The sequence below is a fragment of the Streptococcus infantis genome (assembly GCF_018499575.1).
GTDB classification, from domain to species: Bacteria; Bacillota; Bacilli; order Lactobacillales; family Streptococcaceae; genus Streptococcus; species Streptococcus infantis_K.
The window spans coordinates 867,554-882,980 of record NZ_JAHDAP010000001.1 but is presented as its reverse complement, the minus strand read 5'-3'; the positions used below and the strand labels follow the sequence as shown (position 1 = coordinate 882,980).

The 15,427-nt window shown below is 41.1% G+C and carries 18 protein-coding genes; 17 read left to right on the top strand and 1 reads right to left on the bottom strand.

What is annotated here, in order from left to right; translation table 11 throughout:
- Positions 1 to 176: 176 nt before the first annotated feature.
- The 7 genes from KJR31_RS04305 to KJR31_RS04275 all read left to right on the top strand — a co-directional run bounded on the left by KJR31_RS04305 (position 177) and on the right by KJR31_RS04275 (position 6,953).
- Complete coding sequence (locus KJR31_RS04305) at positions 177 to 740, top strand: TIGR01440 family protein (RefSeq protein WP_214262232.1); 564 nt, start codon at positions 177 to 179, stop codon at positions 738 to 740.
- Positions 741 to 906: 166 nt separating this feature from the next.
- Positions 907 to 1,467: a TlpA family protein disulfide reductase gene (locus KJR31_RS04300; RefSeq protein WP_214262231.1), complete on the top strand. Its 561-nt coding sequence runs from the start codon at positions 907 to 909 to the stop codon at positions 1,465 to 1,467.
- A gap of 9 nt (positions 1,468 to 1,476) precedes the next feature.
- Positions 1,477 to 2,592 (top strand): peptide-methionine (R)-S-oxide reductase MsrB, encoded by a 1,116-nt coding sequence (gene msrB / locus KJR31_RS04295; protein WP_214262230.1) that lies wholly within the window; start codon positions 1,477 to 1,479, stop codon positions 2,590 to 2,592.
- Between the two features lie 72 nt (positions 2,593 to 2,664).
- Positions 2,665 to 4,386, top strand: a complete 1,722-nt coding sequence (pabB, locus tag KJR31_RS04290) for an aminodeoxychorismate synthase component I (protein WP_214262229.1) — start codon at positions 2,665 to 2,667, stop codon at positions 4,384 to 4,386.
- Entirely contained in the window at positions 4,387 to 5,004 is a 618-nt protein-coding gene (locus KJR31_RS04285) for an alpha/beta fold hydrolase (protein WP_214262228.1), read from the top strand. It begins immediately after the preceding gene.
- Between the two features lie 48 nt (positions 5,005 to 5,052).
- Positions 5,053 to 6,012 carry an ROK family glucokinase gene (locus KJR31_RS04280; protein WP_214262227.1) on the top strand — a complete coding sequence of 320 codons (960 nt, stop codon included), beginning with the start codon at positions 5,053 to 5,055 and terminating at the stop codon, positions 6,010 to 6,012.
- Between the two features lie 101 nt (positions 6,013 to 6,113).
- Positions 6,114 to 6,953 (top strand): thymidylate synthase, encoded by an 840-nt coding sequence (locus tag KJR31_RS04275; RefSeq protein ID WP_214262226.1) that lies wholly within the window; start codon positions 6,114 to 6,116, stop codon positions 6,951 to 6,953.
- Positions 6,954 to 6,996: 43 nt separating this feature from the next.
- Here KJR31_RS04275 and KJR31_RS04270 read toward each other — a convergent pair whose 3' ends face one another.
- A complete protein-coding gene (locus KJR31_RS04270) occupies positions 6,997 to 7,167 on the bottom strand; it encodes a DUF3042 family protein (protein ID WP_001051780.1) in 171 nt (56 codons plus the stop codon).
- 122 nt (positions 7,168 to 7,289) lie between these two features.
- Between KJR31_RS04270 and miaA the strand changes: the two genes are divergently transcribed.
- The 10 genes from miaA (at position 7,290) to KJR31_RS04220 (ending at position 15,414) form a co-directional block, all read left to right on the top strand.
- Positions 7,290 to 8,174 carry a tRNA (adenosine(37)-N6)-dimethylallyltransferase MiaA gene (gene miaA, locus KJR31_RS04265; RefSeq protein ID WP_214262225.1) on the top strand — a complete coding sequence of 295 codons (885 nt, stop codon included), beginning with the start codon at positions 7,290 to 7,292 and terminating at the stop codon, positions 8,172 to 8,174.
- Positions 8,167 to 9,405 carry a GTPase HflX gene (gene hflX, locus KJR31_RS04260; protein WP_214262224.1) on the top strand — a complete coding sequence of 413 codons (1,239 nt, stop codon included), beginning with the start codon at positions 8,167 to 8,169 and terminating at the stop codon, positions 9,403 to 9,405. The genes miaA and hflX overlap by 8 nt, the downstream gene beginning before the upstream one ends.
- Positions 9,398 to 10,021, top strand: coding sequence for a cystathionine beta-lyase (locus KJR31_RS04255; protein ID WP_214262223.1), 624 nt, complete (start codon positions 9,398 to 9,400; stop codon positions 10,019 to 10,021). Before hflX ends, KJR31_RS04255 begins: the two co-directional genes overlap by 8 nt.
- 14 nt (positions 10,022 to 10,035) lie before the next feature.
- Positions 10,036 to 10,965 carry a ribonuclease Z gene (gene rnz, locus KJR31_RS04250; protein WP_214262222.1) on the top strand — a complete coding sequence of 310 codons (930 nt, stop codon included), beginning with the start codon at positions 10,036 to 10,038 and terminating at the stop codon, positions 10,963 to 10,965.
- A 20-nt stretch (positions 10,966 to 10,985) separates the two neighbouring features.
- Complete coding sequence (locus KJR31_RS04245; RefSeq protein WP_214262221.1) at positions 10,986 to 11,741, top strand: SDR family NAD(P)-dependent oxidoreductase; 756 nt, start codon at positions 10,986 to 10,988, stop codon at positions 11,739 to 11,741.
- Positions 11,742 to 11,943: 202 nt separating this feature from the next.
- A complete protein-coding gene (locus KJR31_RS04240) occupies positions 11,944 to 12,513 on the top strand; it encodes an SMI1/KNR4 family protein (RefSeq protein WP_214262220.1) in 570 nt (189 codons plus the stop codon).
- A gap of 18 nt (positions 12,514 to 12,531) precedes the next feature.
- Positions 12,532 to 12,969: a hypothetical protein gene (locus KJR31_RS04235; RefSeq protein WP_214262219.1), complete on the top strand. Its 438-nt coding sequence runs from the start codon at positions 12,532 to 12,534 to the stop codon at positions 12,967 to 12,969.
- Between the two features lie 2 nt (positions 12,970 to 12,971).
- On the top strand, positions 12,972 to 14,036 hold the full coding sequence (locus KJR31_RS04230) for an ankyrin repeat domain-containing protein (protein WP_214262218.1): 1,065 nt from the start codon (positions 12,972 to 12,974) through the stop codon (positions 14,034 to 14,036).
- Positions 14,037 to 14,080: 44 nt separating this feature from the next.
- Complete coding sequence (locus KJR31_RS04225) at positions 14,081 to 14,668, top strand: SMI1/KNR4 family protein (protein ID WP_214262217.1); 588 nt, start codon at positions 14,081 to 14,083, stop codon at positions 14,666 to 14,668.
- Positions 14,665 to 15,414 carry a hypothetical protein gene (locus KJR31_RS04220; RefSeq protein WP_214262216.1) on the top strand — a complete coding sequence of 250 codons (750 nt, stop codon included), beginning with the start codon at positions 14,665 to 14,667 and terminating at the stop codon, positions 15,412 to 15,414. Before KJR31_RS04225 ends, KJR31_RS04220 begins: the two co-directional genes overlap by 4 nt.
- Positions 15,415 to 15,427 lie beyond the last annotated feature (13 nt).

The following is a 15,427-nucleotide window of genomic DNA, read 5'->3' as shown; positions in this document are numbered from 1 at the left end:
AGAATTCTCTGTCTTTTTTGTTTTAGATTTGGATTTGGATTTGCTTAGTCTTAGACTATACGATAATTCTTGTAAACTCAATTGAGGTGCTATAGATAAATACTTTTTATCACGTCACTTAGCTTGCTAAAATAATGAAAAAACGATATCATAGAAAGAAATAAGCGAGGTAAAGTATGGACCAAGGACATTTACAAAAAGAGATAGAGGAAATCCTAGAAGATGTATTGGCAAAGGCTTCTCTCCATGAGGGGGCTCTCTTTGTTTTGGGCTTATCGTCCAGTGAGGTGATAGGAGGACACATCGGGGAAGCCTCTAGTCAAGAAATTGGAGAATTAATTGTTCAAAAAATATTAGAGATTCTGTCAGCGAAAGGTATCCATCTAGCAGTTCAAGGATGCGAACATGTTAATCGTGCCTTGGTAGTGGAACGAGAGGTTGCTATCAAATACAATCTCGAAATTGTGAGTGTTCTGCCGACTCTGCATGCGGGAGGTTCTGGTCAATTGGCGGCCTTTCGCTATATGAAAGACCCAGTTGAGGTCGAATTTATCAAAGCTGATGCAGGCCTTGATATTGGAGATACGGCTATAGGGATGCATATCAAGCATGTGCAAGTACCTATACGTCCAGTTTTAAAATCAATCGGCCATGCCCACGTAACTGCGCTCGCTAGTCGTCCAAAACTGATTGGAGGGGCGCGTGCTCAATACCCACAAGATTTTATAAGAAAAATATAGATAAAAGTTGAAAGCTCTCATCTGCTCAGCAGGTGGGAGCTTCCTTGTCATCAAGAAGCGTTATTAATTTCCGAGCAGATTTCAAGTATTTTTAGAAAGGTAGGTATATAATAGAATTACAAAGTGAATATCTATATTCATATAACGAATAGAGAAGGTGATGAAGATGAAAAAATGGCAAGCATCTGTATTTGTCTGCGCTAGTCTGGTCTGTCTATCGGCTTGTAAAAATCAGACGACGAACGAGGCTGATAGTCACAATGGAGACAAACAAGAGCAAGTTAGCTCTCAGGTAGCAAGAAAGGGAGAAGCGGTTGCAGACTTTGAACTAAGGGGAGTAGATGGGAAAACCTACCGTTTATCTGATTACAAGGGTAAAAAGGTCTATCTCAAATTTTGGGCATCTTGGTGCTCTATTTGTCTAGCCAGCCTCCCTGATACCGATGAACTTGCAAAAGAAGCAGGCGATGACTATGTTGTCTTGACAGTGGTTTCTCCTGGTCAAAAAGGCGAGCAAGCAGAAGAAGCCTTCAAAAAATGGTATCAAGGATTGGACTATAAAAATCTACCTGTCCTTCTAGATTCTTCAGGTAAACTTTTGGAAAGTTACGGAGTCCGTTCTTATCCGACTCAGGCCTTTATTGATAAAGAAGGCAAACTAGTCAAGACCCAGCCAGGTTTTATGGACAGAGAAACTATTTTACAGACGTTAAAAAGCATAGATTAGAGGCTTATCATGAATGATAAATTAAAAATAATTGTATTCATAGGAATTATCATTTTCCTTATTTTAGGAGTTTTATTTCTTTTGGAGAAAAGGAGCGCAAGCTACACAGATACCACTCAAATTGAGAAGGCAGCAGTTAGTCAGGGGCAACATGCTAAGAAAAATACTGAGCCAGATAAAAATGCTGACCTACATGAAATCTATTTAGCGGGAGGTTGTTTCTGGGGTGTTGAAGAGTATTTTTCACGAGTAGCAGGTGTGACAGATGCTGTTTCGGGCTATGCGAATGGTAGAGGAGAAACAACCCAGTATGAATTGATCGGCCAAACTGGGCATGCTGAGACTGTTCATGTGACCTATGATGCCAATCAAATCTCTTTAAAAGAAATTTTGCTCCATTATTTCCGTATTATCAATCCAACCAGTAAAAACAAGCAAGGTAATGACGTAGGAACCCAATATCGCACGGGAGTCTACTATACAGATGAGAAAGATTTAGAAGTCATCAATCAAGTCTTTGATCAAGTTTCTAAGAAGTATGACCAGCCTCTAGCTGTTGAAAAGGAAGCCTTAAGAAATTTTATCGTGGCTGAGGACTACCACCAAGACTATCTCCAAAAAAATCCTAATGGATACTGCCATATCAATGTCAATCAAGCATCCTATCCTGTCATTGATGCGAGTAAATATCCAAAACCAAGTGATGATGAATTAAAAAAACTCCTCTCTCCTGAGGAGTATGCTGTGACTCAAAACGGTCAAACAGAACGTGCTTTTTCAAATCGTTACTGGGATAAATTTGAAGCAGGTATTTATGTAGATGTGGCGACAGGTGAACCACTCTTTTCTTCGAAAGATAAATTTGAATCGGGCTGTGGTTGGCCTAGCTTTACTCAGCCTATCAGTCCAGATGTTGCGACCTACAAGGAAGACAAGTCTTATAATATGGTCAGAACAGAAGTCAGAAGCCGAACTGGTGATTCCCACTTAGGACATGTCTTTACAGACGGACCTCAGGACAAGGGAGGGCTTCGCTATTGTATTAACAGCCTGTCTATCCGTTTTATTTCTAAAGATCAAATGGAAGAAAAGGGTTATGGTTATTTGTTAGATTATGTTGAGTAAGTTATCTCAACCATATTAGTTAAAAAGCCAGATCTCCTGTTTGGGGTCTGGCTTTTATGGTATACTTAGGATATGCATAGAAAAACAGTGATTGATTTTAGGGCTTTGGGCGAGAGATATACCTTTACCCAGCCTATCAAAGAGTTAAAAACCAGAGATTTAGCAGAAGTGACGGACTTATTAGCTCAAGTGGAAAGCTATCAAGAGCAAGGCTATTATGTGGTAGGCTATGTTAGCTATGAGGCTGCACCTGCTTTTGAGGAGAAGTTAGCAGTACGCTCAGGTCCCTTGTTAGGAGAGTATCTCCTCTATTTCACCGTTCATGACAGCGTTGAAACATCCAGCATTCCTCTAGCTTATGAGGAGGTGGATTTGCCATCAAACTGGCAGGAAGTAACATCTCCAGAGGCCTATGAAAAGGCGATTAGACAAATTCACCATCATTTAAGACAAGGAGATACCTATCAGGTCAATTATACTGTCCAACTCAAGCAGGAGTTGTCTGTCAATCCTTTTGCTATCTACAATCGTATGGTGGTAGAGCAGGAAGCGGGATATAATGCTTACGTGGAGCATGATGATATGGCAGTGATTTCCATGAGTCCAGAACTCTTTTTTGAACAAAATGATCGTGAATTGACGACTCGCCCTATGAAGGGGACGACTAAACGTGGTTTGAATAACGATGACGACTTGAAAGAGGCGGCTTGGTTGGAGCAGGATCCAAAAAATCGTTCAGAAAACATGATGATAGTGGACCTTTTGCGCAATGACATGAATCGTCTGTCTGAAGTGGGTAGTGAGCATGTGGAGCGTTTATGCCAAGTAGAGCAGTATTCTACAGTTTGGCAGATGACTTCGACCATCAAGAGTCAGTTACGACCAGATGTTGACCTAGTTGAAATCTTCCGTTCGCTCTTTCCATGTGGCTCCATCACAGGAGCTCCCAAGATTGCGACCATGGAAATTATCAAGAACTTGGAACCACAAGCGCGTGGAGTATACTGTGGAACTGTTGGTCTCCTACTTCCTAATGGACGACGGATTTTCAATGTGGCTATTCGAACCATTCAACTGCATGGAGGGCATGCCATCTATGGTGTCGGAGGTGGCATCACTTGGGATAGTACTTGGGAGTCAGAATACCGTGAAGTCCATCAAAAGGCAGCTGTTCTTTACCGAAAACAGCCTCGTTTTCAGCTGATTACGACAGGGAAAATTAGCCAGAAAAAATTGCTCTTTGAAAAGCAACATCTAGAAAGATTGCAAAAGGCTAGTCGTTATTTTGCCTTTCCATTTGACCAAGAAGTTTTGAGACAAAAAATAGAGAAGGAGTTCCAGTCTTGTGACATCCGTCAGGACTACCGTTTGCGAATCAGTCTCAGCAAATCTGGAGCGATTGAAAATGAACGACAAGTATTAACTCCGCTTAGCCCTAGCTTCTGTCAGGCCAAGCTTTGTCTACAAGAAGCTGATTTGAAGCAGTCCTTTACCTACTTTAAGACGACATACCGACCACATTTGACAGTGGGAGAGCAGGAAATCATCTATCACACTGCTGATGGAAAATTGCTTGAAACCTCTATTGGGAATCTGGTCTTAAAAATGAATGGTAAGCTCTATACTCCACCTAGCACTCTTGGTATTTTACCAGGGATTTATCGTCAACACTTGCTTGAGAGTAGGCAGGCAGAAGAAAAGATCTTGACCGTAGAAGATTTGAAAGAAGCAGAGGTCATTTATGCTTGTAATGCAGTAAGGGGCTTATATGAGTTGTCAGTAAGGGAGAACTAAATGAAACTAATATTTTTACATGGTTTAGGACAGTCAGCAGATAGTTGGAAAGAAGTTCAGGATTTTCTTGCAGATTATCCCTCTGAAGCCCTAGAGTTATTTCCTTCCAGAGTTGCTAGCTATCAAGAAGCTAAGGAGCGCATTTATCAGCACTTATTAAAGGAGACAGAACCTTTTGTTCTAGTAGGTTTGTCCCTAGGGGCTGCACTTGCATTGGAACTTTCAAGTTATGATATACCAAATCTTCAGGTCTTGGTTTTGTCAGGTTGCCCACTGAAACTAGTTGGTAACATTCCTTTTTATATTCAGTTGCTGATATTTAAACTACTCCCCAAGAGGATATTTGAGAAACAGGGAGCAGATAAAGCTCTTATGGTTGGAGTTTCTGAGGAATTAAAAACACTTGATTTAAGGGAGATTGCACGGAATTGTCCCTATCCAAGCTTGTTAATTTGTGGTAGTCAGGATAAGCCTAATCTAAGTTCAATGAAAGCTATTCAAGAACTGATGCCAAATTCCCAGTTTCAGATCATCTCTGAGGGACCTCATGTCCTAAATAGAGCCAAACCAAAAGAGTTTGCAGAAATAACTAGAAGTTTTCTTGAATTGCAGAAATAAGTTTGATAAAATAATATGGAAGTTGATATTATCATAAAGGAGAAAAATATGAGTCAAAAGATTATCGGGATTGACCTTGGTGGGACTTCTATCAAGTTTGCAATTTTAACTCAAGAAGGAGAAATCCAAGAAAAATGGTCTATCAAGACTAACATTTTGGATGAAGGAAGCCATATCGTAGATGATATGATTGAATCTATTCAACATCGTTTTGAATTACTTGGATTGTCTGCAGCAGATTTCCAAGGGATTGGTATGGGTTCACCGGGTGTGGTTGACCGTGAAAATGGAACTGTTATCGGAGCCTATAACCTCAACTGGAAAACTCTTCAACCAATCAAAGAAAAGATGGAAAAAGCCTTGGGTATTCCATTCTTTATCGACAATGACGCTAACGTAGCTGCTCTTGGTGAGCGTTGGATGGGTGCTGGTGAAAACCAACCAGATGTTGTCTTTATGACACTTGGTACAGGTGTTGGTGGCGGTATCGTGGCAGAAGGAAAATTACTTCACGGTGTTGCAGGTGCTGCAGGTGAGCTTGGCCATATCACAGTTGATTTTGACCAACCAATCGCATGTACTTGTGGTAAAAAAGGATGTCTTGAGACAGTAGCCTCAGCAACAGGTATTGTCAATTTAACTCGTCGTTATGCAGATGAGTATGAAGGTGATGCAGCCTTAAAACGCTTGATCGACGATGGTGAAGAAGTAACCGCTAAAACTGTCTTTGACTTGGCAAAAGAAGGGGACGATCTCGCTTTGATCGTTTACCGTAATTTCTCACGTTACTTGGGAATCGCGTGTGCCAACATTGGTTCCATCCTAAATCCATCAACAATCGTTATCGGTGGTGGTGTATCGGCTGCAGGAGAATTCCTTCTTCAAGGCGTGCAAAAGGTTTATGATGAAAATACCTTCCCACAAGTTCGCACAACAACTAAGCTAGCTCTTGCGACTCTAGGAAATGACGCTGGAGTTATCGGAGCAGCATCTCTTGTCTTGCAATAAGAAGCAAAAGAAGGAGAAAATCACTATCTTGAAGCGAGTGATTTTCCTCCTTTCTTTTTTTATGCTATACTAGTTAAGAATAAACGTTGAGGAGAGAGTAAATGACAAAAGCAGATCAAATTTTTAAAGAAAATATTGAGCGAATTCTCAATGAAGGAGTCTTTTCAGAACAGGCTCGTCCCAAGTATAAGGATGGAACTGTTGCTAACTCTAAGTATGTGACTGGGGCTTTTGCAGAGTATGATTTGTCAAAGGGTGAATTTCCCATTACAACCCTACGTCCAATTGCCATCAAATCAGCTATCAAGGAAGTTCTTTGGATCTACCAAGACCAGTCCAATAGCCTAGAGGTTCTTAATGACAAGTACAATGTACACTACTGGAATGACTGGGAAGTGGGAGATACAGGGACAATTGGTGAGCGTTATGGGGCTGTGGTTAAGAAGCATGATATCATCAACAAAATCCTTAAGCAGTTGGAAGCTAATCCTTGGAACCGTCGCAATATCATCTCTCTCTGGGATTACCAAGCCTTTGAGGAAACAGATGGCCTTCTTCCATGTGCCTTCCAGACCATGTTTGATGTCCGTCGTGTAGATGGGAAAATTTATCTGGATACGACCTTGACTCAGCGTTCTAACGATATGCTGGTAGCTCATCACATCAATGCCATGCAATATGTGGCTCTTCAAATGATGATTGCTAAACATTTTGGTTGGAAAGTTGGAAAATTCTTCTACTTTATCAATAATCTTCACATCTATGATAATCAATTTGAACAAGCTCAGGAATTGCTCCGTCGTGAACCTTCAAATTGCCAACCGCGTTTGGTCTTGAATGTACCAGACAAGACAAACTTCTTTGATATTAAAGCAGAGGATTTTGAGTTGGTTGACTATGATCCTGTGAAACCGCAGTTGAAGTTTGATTTGGCTATTTAATAACATAAAAAGAAGTTGGAAAATCCAACTTCTTTTTTATTGATTAGCGTGATACACGACGGCGAGCTGCTTTTTTACGATTTTCTTCGATGAAAGCTGCTTTTTGTTCTTCTGGTTCAATCACTTTCTTTTTGAATGCGTATACTGCACCTGCAACAGCAGCAACAGTTCCTGCAACACCTGTTACGAGACCTTTAGCAAATCCTTTAGCCATGAGTCTTCCTCCTTTTATTTATAAATCAGACGGAAATAGCTTAAGAAATAGCATTTTTCTGCCTGTCCATTTTGTGATATAATAATAGTAACGAAAAAATGGGAATTTTTCAAGGAAAAACGATGAAAAGCAAAATAATTGTGATTGTTGGTCCAACTGCAGTTGGAAAGACTGCTCTCGCTATTGAAGTTGCTCAGCGATTCAATGGCGAAGTAGTTAGTGGAGATAGCCAACAGGTCTACCGAGGACTAGACATTGGAACAGCCAAGGCTAGTCCGGAGGAGCAGGCAACTGTCCCTCATCATTTAATCGATGTTAGAGATGTAACCGAGTCTTACTCGGCTTTTGATTTTGTTTCTGAAGCCAAGGCAGCCATTGAGGATATTCAAAGTCGTGGTAAGCTTGCTATTATCGCCGGTGGGACAGGACTTTACATCCAGAGTCTGCTAGAGGGGTATCATCTAGGTGGCGAGACACCTCATGAGGATATTTTAGCCTACCGTTCTAGCTTAGAGTCTTTTTCAGATGAGGTCTTAGCCCATCTGGTGGATCAAGCAGGCCTTGAAATTCCCCAATTTAATCGTCGTCGTGCCATGCGTGCCTTAGAAATTGCCCATTTTGCTCAAGACTTGGAAAATCAAGAAAGTTTATATGAACCACTGATTATTTGCTTGGATGATGAGCGTAGTCAGCTTTATGAGCGTATCAATCACCGAGTGGACCTGATGTTTGAAGCTGGACTTTTGGAGGAAGCTAAATGGTTGTTTGACCATTGTCCAGATGTGCAGGCTGCTAAAGGGATAGGTTATAAGGAACTCTTCCCTTATTTTCGTGGAGAGCAGTCCTTGGAAGAAGCTAGTGACAGCCTAAAACAGGCGACTCGCCGATTTGCCAAGCGCCAGTTGACCTGGTTCCGCAATCGCATGCAGGTGACCTTTTATCAGATAGGAGAATCTGGTGTGAAAGACCGCATTTTAAACCAGATTGAGGAGTTTTTAAATGATTGAAACGGAGAAAAAAGAGGAGCGAGTCCTGCTGATTGGAGTTGAACTCCAGGGCATGGATAATTTTGACCTCTCCATGGAGGAACTGGCTAGTTTAGCCAAGACAGCTGGGGCGGTCGTCGTCGATAGCTACAGACAAAAACGCGAAAAATACGACTCCAAGACCTTTGTTGGCTCTGGTAAGTTGGAAGAAATTGCTCAAATGGTGGACGCAGAAGAAATCACGACGGTCATCGTCAATAACCGTCTGACCCCTCGACAAAATGTCAATTTAGAGGAGGTCTTAGGTGTTAAAGTTATTGATCGTATGCAGTTAATTTTGGATATCTTTGCCATGAGAGCTCGCAGTCATGAAGGCAAGCTCCAAGTTCATCTTGCCCAGCTCAAGTACCTCTTGCCTCGTTTGGTTGGTCAGGGGATTATGCTTAGTCGTCAGGCAGGGGGGATTGGTTCCCGTGGTCCAGGTGAAAGTCAGCTAGAACTAAATCGTCGGAGCGTTCGCAACCAGATTACAGATATCGAACGCCAACTCAAGGTGGTTGAGAAAAATCGAGCGACAGTCAGAGAAAAACGTTTGGAGTCAAGCACCTTTAAGATTGGTTTGATTGGTTACACCAATGCTGGGAAGTCAACTATTATGAATACTTTGACCAGCAAGACCCAGTATGAAGCGGATGAGCTTTTTGCGACTCTTGATGCTACAACTAAAAGCATCCATCTGGGAGGGAATCTACAAGTAACTTTAACCGATACCGTTGGTTTTATTCAAGACCTACCGACAGAGTTGGTGTCTAGTTTCAAATCTACTCTAGAAGAAAGCAAGCATGTAGATCTCTTGGTTCATGTCATCGATGCCAGCAATCCTTACCATGAGGAACATGAAAAAACGGTCCTCTCCATCATGAAAGACTTGGATATGGAGGATATTCCTCGCTTGACCCTTTATAATAAAGCGGATTTAGTGGAGGACTTTACGCCTACTCAAACGCCATACGCTCTGATTTCGGCAAAGTCTAAAGATAGTCGAGAACAGTTGCAGACTTTATTGCTAGGTAAAATTAAGGAAATTTTTGAAGCATTTACCCTGCGCGTGCCTTTTTCTAAATCTTACAAGATTCATGATTTAGAAAGTGTTGCGATTCTAGAAGAACGTGACTACCAAGATGATGGTCAAGTCATCACAGGCTACATTTCTGAGAAAAACAAATGGAGATTAGAGGAATTTTATGACTGATATTAAAACATTAGCTCTCAAGTATGGTGGATATACGAGTCTGGACAAGGTCTATCTAGATCAGCTTTTAGCTGGTAGATCTGACCAGGAACAGCTAGCTCTCATCACTCCTCCACCCAGCGTAGTGAATGCCTACTTTGCAGAACTCTACCAAAAGAAGAGCCCTCAAGCCGCGACAGATTATTTTGCTGAATTGAGTCGGGAGTTGAATCTTTATAATACTGATCCAAGTTTCACTCTAGAAAACAAGCCCTTTATTCGCCTCAATCTATCTGGTAAATCCTTTGGATTTTGCTACGAAAAAGAAGGTCTTGGTCGCATTTTTTCAGAAGCTGAGGAAGTCATTACGGATGAATTACTCTTTGAGATTGCGCAAATTTTCCCTCATCAGCTCGTTTTTGAGGAGTCTGGCAACATCTACACGAAGGCTATCGGAGACGAAGAAGTTGTTAGCATGGAAAATCTCACAGCTTTAACTGACTTAGAGAACTTAGCAGATGGAAGAAAGCGATTAAAGGGATATAGCCAAGAGGATTTACTACAAGAAGCTAGAGCTTTTTCTGGCAAGCTGTATTATCGCTCTGAAAACAGAACTGCTATGTTATATATTGATTAATTAGAAAGTATCAAATGGATATTCAATTTTTAGGAACGGGGGCTGGTCAGCCCTCTAAAGCCCGCAATGTTTCAAGTCTCGCTCTGAAACTCTTGGACGAGATTAACGAAGTCTGGCTCTTTGACTGTGGAGAAGGAACGCAAAACCGTATTCTGGAAACCACAATTCGACCACGAAAGGTCAGCAAAATCTTTATCACCCATTTGCATGGAGATCATATCTTTGGTTTGCCTGGTTTTCTCTCAAGTCGTGCCTTTCAGGCCAATGAAGAGCAGACAGATTTGGAAATCTATGGCCCCCAAGGCATCAAATCTTTTGTTTTGACAAGTCTGCGTGTGTCTGGTTCACGTCTGCCTTATAAGATTCATTTTCATGAATTTGACCAAGATTCTCTAGGGAAAATTCTTGAAACTGATAAATTCACGGTTTATGCGGAAGAGTTGGATCACACTATTTTCTGTGTGGGTTATCGTGTCATGCAGAAAGACCTTGAAGGAACCTTGGATGCAGAAAAACTCAAGGCTGCTGGTGTGCCATTTGGACCGCTTTTTGGAAAAATTAAAAACGGTCAGGATGTCGTATTAGAGGACGGCACTGAGATCAAGGCAGCAGACTACATCTCAGCTCCACGTCCAGGTAAGATTATCACTATCTTGGGTGATACTCGAAAAACTAATGCCAGTGTGCGTCTGGCTGTCAATGCGGATGTCCTTGTCCATGAATCTACTTATGGCAAAGGGGATGAGAAAATTGCCCGCAATCATGGCCACTCAACCAATATGCAGGCTGCGCAAGTCGCAGTAGAAGCAGGAGCCAAACGACTCTTACTCAACCATATCAGCGCTCGTTTTCTTTCTAAGGATATCAGCCAGCTCAAGAAAGATGCGGCAACGATTTTTGAAAATGTCCATATGGTTAAAGACCTAGAAGAAGTGGAAATCTAGAAGATTGAGAAAGGAAAAGTATGTCTACTATTCTCATAACAGGAGCTAGTGGTGGTCTAGCCCAAGAAATGGTCAAACTTTTACCAGATGATCAACTCATTTTGCTTGGTAGAAATAAGGAAACATTAGCTCAATTATACGGAAACCATCCACATGCTGAATTGATTGAAATGGATATAACCGATGCTCAAGCCATAGAAGAGCTAGTAGCTGAACTCTACCAGCGTTATGGCAAGATTGATGTTTTAATTAACAACGCTGGCTACGGGATTTTTGATGAATTTGACAAGATTTCTTATCAAGATATTCATCAGATGTTTGAGGTTAATACCTTTGCTCTCATGAATCTGTCTCGTTTGGTTGGAACTCTTATGAAGGAGACTCGAAAAGGACATATCATCAATATCGTCAGCATGGCAGGATTGATAGCGACTAGCAAGTCCAGTCTCTACTCAGCGACCAAATTTGCGGCCATTGGTTTTTCAAATGCTTTACGTCTCGAACTCATGCCCTATGGTGTCTATGTGACAACGGTCAATCCAGGACCTATCCGTACAGGATTTTTTGACCAGGCAGACCCAGATGGGACCTACCTCAAATCGGTCGACCGCTTCCTACTGGAGCCAGATACAGTTGCGAAAAAAATCGTTAAGACCATAGGAAAAAATAAACGAGAGCTTAATCTTCCAGTCTTACTCAATCTAGCCCACAAGTTTTATACTCTCTTTCCTAAGCTGGCAGATAAGTTGGCAGGAGAAACCTTTAATTATAAGTGAGAAAGCTGTTCCCTTGAGGAAGGGCTTTTTGCTTTAATTAGGAGAAGTTGTTCATTAAAAATAATCCCTGAAAATACTGGTAGTTTATCCCTATTAGATAGCTTTGAGGTATAATAGAGATAAGAAAGTTCATCAGAAAAAAGAAGACCTAAATTAACTAGTTTGCCCTAGAAAATGGACTAGTTATAGTCGGAGGTTGACAATGGAATTATTGACAATTGACCAAATCATTTCCATTATTGAAGAAGAAACACAAGGACTTGCCCCTGAGATAAGTGAAGGAATTGTCCTGAGCCAAACAGATCTACCTGTGTCTGAACTGGATCGTTTGAAAAAACAACTGCAAATCCAAGATTTGGATCCGATTTTTAGGAAATATATTCTGGCTTATAACTGGGGGCAGGTCGGTTTTTTAAGTTACCAGTTTGGATATGGGGACGGCACTAGTCTTACTTGGCTGATCAATCGCAATTTGGAATACCATGATTACTCGACTCTACAAGAAAGTGGCTTGATCATCATTGCAAATGGAGATCCCTACACTATTTTGCTGGATTGTCAATCTGGGACTGTCTATGCTCTTGATGCAGAGATGACCTATGATGAAAAAATATGGCTGGCACCAGATTTTCTAGCATTTGTTAGAGCCATGGGAACGGCTCAATCTGCAGTTTGGAAGGATTGTGAAAGTGACTTCATCCACTTGATGACTAGAAAAGGCCATGAGTCCAGTTTGATATTCTGGCAGAGTCTGGTCGGATTTTATGGTTGAAAATAAAAGGAGCAGGTCATGGAATTTATAGTAGCTGAGGAGGGAATTCCTCAAAATATCGGATGTCAGGGAGCCTTGATTGCCTATTGTGGCAGTGAGATAGAATTTCATTATGAAACCGTGCCACCACACGGTGATGAGATTTTTTCTGCCAAGTTACCTTTGTTAGAACTTGAACTGCCCTTTTGGATCTATGGGAGAAATCTCATATTTTTAGATGCTTACTACCTCTTAGCAGAAACGGTTAAAAAAGGGACTTGGAATCCCATAACGACGATACTCATCAACATTCATATGGGGAAATACGCCAGCCTAGACCACTGGTACAATCATATATCTATTGAGCAAAACGGTCTTGAGTTGAAAAATGATTACGATGGACAAGTCCGGACTTTGAAAACTGTTGACAATCTTCATTGGCTTGCCCTAGATGCTAAATCAGAAGAAAGGAACTAAAGATGGCAAAGAAAAGAGTAACCTTACCGAAGGACTTTAATGAACTACTGACTGACGGCAATATTGACCAATTAAAGGCCGTGTATGACAAGTGTGAGTTGAATGCCCATGATGGAAGATTTAGCTTATGTACACCCTTGCATATGGGAGGAGTCCCGGATGAATTGGTTATCTGGCTGGTAGAAAAGGGCCTAGATATAAATGTCCCAGATTATTATGGAGCGACTCCTTTATACCGTCAAGCAATCTTGGGTAGAGATACAGTAAAACTCTTGTGTGAATTGGGGGCAGACATTGAAAAGCCCAATACCTATGGCGAGACCCCTCTACATATGGCAGCTGAATTTTTTCATCCTAGAACAGTCAAATTTTTAATTGACAAGGGAGCAAATGTCAATGTAGAGAATGATATGGGAAGAACTCCACTAGCTTCAGTCTTGATGGTTTGTCGGGGGATCTATATTGCCCAAACTGCTGAAATTGCCTCTATGTTACTAGAAGCAGGTGCTAAGAAAACCTCTAAAATGAAGGAAAGAGTTGAGCAAATCGGCAAGGATTTTGAATTTCATCGAGAAAGTATCCATCCTGACTACATAGAGGTTGCAGATAAAGGATTAGCAAAACTCTATGAGCTCTTTGACGTCAAGCCTGTAGAAAAACGCCTTACTCATGATGGAGTTTCACCGATTAAGCTAGTAGAAGGTTCCTGGGAGGAACAATATGAGCAACTTTGGTCCTTCTTAATCCCTTCGAGTGGGCCAGCCAAAACTGTTCAGGGAGAAGTTATCCGTATACCAGGTCGAGTCCGAGATGAACTGGATCGTAATGGTGGGGCAAACTGGGACAGGGATTACCGCAAGATGCTACAGGCTATGCCTCATTACCTGTCTTTAGGAAGCTCTCTTTCAGATCAAGAATTGGAAGAAATCAAGCAAGTCATTGCGCAAATCCATAGCAAAGAGAATGATGACGAGCCTCGCCTGGACCGCCTCTGCCAATTGGCTCTTGCATGGATTAAGCAAAATCCTAACCCAATTGACTTAAAAGAACCAAGTTATAATCGGTAAAAAGCATTGGAAGACAGATAAAATAAAGAAATCATGGTGGGATTATGCAACTAATTGACCAAGTTAAAAAAATAGAAACTTATATTTGTGAGTGTTTTGAAGACTGGGATTTGGATGATCCTGTAGAGGAAGGATATCTGGAAGATTATCAGGATATTTCTGGTGCTTCCGAGGAAGAGCTTCAAGGCTTTGAGGAAAGATTTGGTATTCGTCTACCTAGTGACTTCAAAGAGCTTTATAGCTATAAGAATGGGAGTAAATACCTCTCTATTTTACCTTGTGTGATTGACCAGAGAGATCTGACTTTTTCTCTCATGAGTCTACAGGAAATTGAGACTTGTAAAAAGTACTTTCAAAATAGAGATGCTCTGTTAACCGAATTTCCCGACTATTTTTCTAGTCAAGACCTGGAAAATATGCGTGATAGCAGGATTAAGCCTTATCTTTTTAATAAAAAATGGCTTCCTTTTGCCCAGTATTGTGACTCTTGTTATCTTATGCTGGATTTTGATCCAGACCAGGAGGGTCAGGAAGGGCAGATTATTTGCTACATCCATGATCCTGACCAAGTGATTTATGTAGCAGAGAGCCTTAGAAATCTGATTGAAGGGATAATGGATGAGATCATATGAACGGACAAATGTATCAAATAGCCTGTATCGTGGCAGCAGCTAGGAAGGCTTTGAAAAGTGGCAAAGAAATATGGTATAAGCCTGAAAAATATACAAATAAGATGAGTTTTCAAATTCTGCCGTCAGAAAAGGGGAAAGTTACGGAACTTTCTGTAACTGATTGGTTTGAACACCTTAAGGAAAAAGGTTTGAAGGACTTACAATTATTTTGCCCCATTTCAGTTGAAGACAGAGGTATTTTAGGTTTCTCCAATACAACACAGAGTTCAATTCTTTGTTTTTATAAAGATGGGAAGACAAGTTATTTCCTACCAAATTGGAAATCTGCTTCCCCAGTCAGGGGCTGGGATGTTACCTACACTGAGTATGAATGGGAAAGGCCTTTTCAAGACCTTCCCCACTATGAAAATAATATAGAAGAATTTAAGGACATATTGGCTCGTATGGAAGATTTAGCAAGTAAAATTGAATGTGAGAACTTTGCCAAAGTCTTTCACTCTGCTAGAAACTTTTTGCTAGATCCAGAATCTGGTAAAGGACTGGCAGAACCTCAAATTCCACCGCAACATCTAAGCATATTTAGAGCTACAAGTGCAGCTGATGTTTTTGGAGGAATGGGCTCCTGGAATGATGGTCCTGGATGGCTTGCACAAGACAAGGGACTGGGTCAAGTATACGATGAACTTTCAGATCAATTGCTAAGAAATATTAGATCAGCCATTCTATTTGCCATCAACGAGTGGTGATGGATTAGGAGGA

What these genes read in the sequence shown, in the direction of transcription:
- pabB (WP_214262229.1), top strand. Translation starts at nt 2,665, where the DNA reads ATGCATAGAAAAACAGTGATTGATTTTAGGGCTTTGGGCGAGAGATAT.
- KJR31_RS04280 (WP_214262227.1), top strand. Translation starts at nt 5,053, where the DNA reads ATGAGTCAAAAGATTATCGGGATTGACCTTGGTGGGACTTCTATCAAG.
- KJR31_RS04225 (WP_214262217.1), top strand. Translation starts at nt 14,081, where the DNA reads ATGCAACTAATTGACCAAGTTAAAAAAATAGAAACTTATATTTGTGAG.
- KJR31_RS04235 (WP_214262219.1), top strand. Translation starts at nt 12,532, where the DNA reads ATGGAATTTATAGTAGCTGAGGAGGGAATTCCTCAAAATATCGGATGT.
- KJR31_RS04275 (WP_214262226.1), top strand. Translation starts at nt 6,114, where the DNA reads ATGACAAAAGCAGATCAAATTTTTAAAGAAAATATTGAGCGAATTCTC.
- KJR31_RS04305 (WP_214262232.1), top strand. Translation starts at nt 177, where the DNA reads ATGGACCAAGGACATTTACAAAAAGAGATAGAGGAAATCCTAGAAGAT.
- KJR31_RS04220 (WP_214262216.1), top strand. Translation starts at nt 14,665, where the DNA reads ATGAACGGACAAATGTATCAAATAGCCTGTATCGTGGCAGCAGCTAGG.
- rnz (WP_214262222.1), top strand. Translation starts at nt 10,036, where the DNA reads ATGGATATTCAATTTTTAGGAACGGGGGCTGGTCAGCCCTCTAAAGCC.
- hflX (WP_214262224.1), top strand. Translation starts at nt 8,167, where the DNA reads ATGATTGAAACGGAGAAAAAAGAGGAGCGAGTCCTGCTGATTGGAGTT.
- KJR31_RS04255 (WP_214262223.1), top strand. Translation starts at nt 9,398, where the DNA reads ATGACTGATATTAAAACATTAGCTCTCAAGTATGGTGGATATACGAGT.
- KJR31_RS04300 (WP_214262231.1), top strand. Translation starts at nt 907, where the DNA reads ATGAAAAAATGGCAAGCATCTGTATTTGTCTGCGCTAGTCTGGTCTGT.
- KJR31_RS04230 (WP_214262218.1), top strand. Translation starts at nt 12,972, where the DNA reads ATGGCAAAGAAAAGAGTAACCTTACCGAAGGACTTTAATGAACTACTG.
- KJR31_RS04240 (WP_214262220.1), top strand. Translation starts at nt 11,944, where the DNA reads ATGGAATTATTGACAATTGACCAAATCATTTCCATTATTGAAGAAGAA.
- miaA (WP_214262225.1), top strand. Translation starts at nt 7,290, where the DNA reads ATGAAAAGCAAAATAATTGTGATTGTTGGTCCAACTGCAGTTGGAAAG.
- msrB (WP_214262230.1), top strand. Translation starts at nt 1,477, where the DNA reads ATGAATGATAAATTAAAAATAATTGTATTCATAGGAATTATCATTTTC.
- KJR31_RS04270 (WP_001051780.1), bottom strand. Translation starts at nt 7,167, where the DNA reads ATGGCTAAAGGATTTGCTAAAGGTCTCGTAACAGGTGTTGCAGGAACT.
- KJR31_RS04245 (WP_214262221.1), top strand. Translation starts at nt 10,986, where the DNA reads ATGTCTACTATTCTCATAACAGGAGCTAGTGGTGGTCTAGCCCAAGAA.
- KJR31_RS04285 (WP_214262228.1), top strand. Translation starts at nt 4,387, where the DNA reads ATGAAACTAATATTTTTACATGGTTTAGGACAGTCAGCAGATAGTTGG.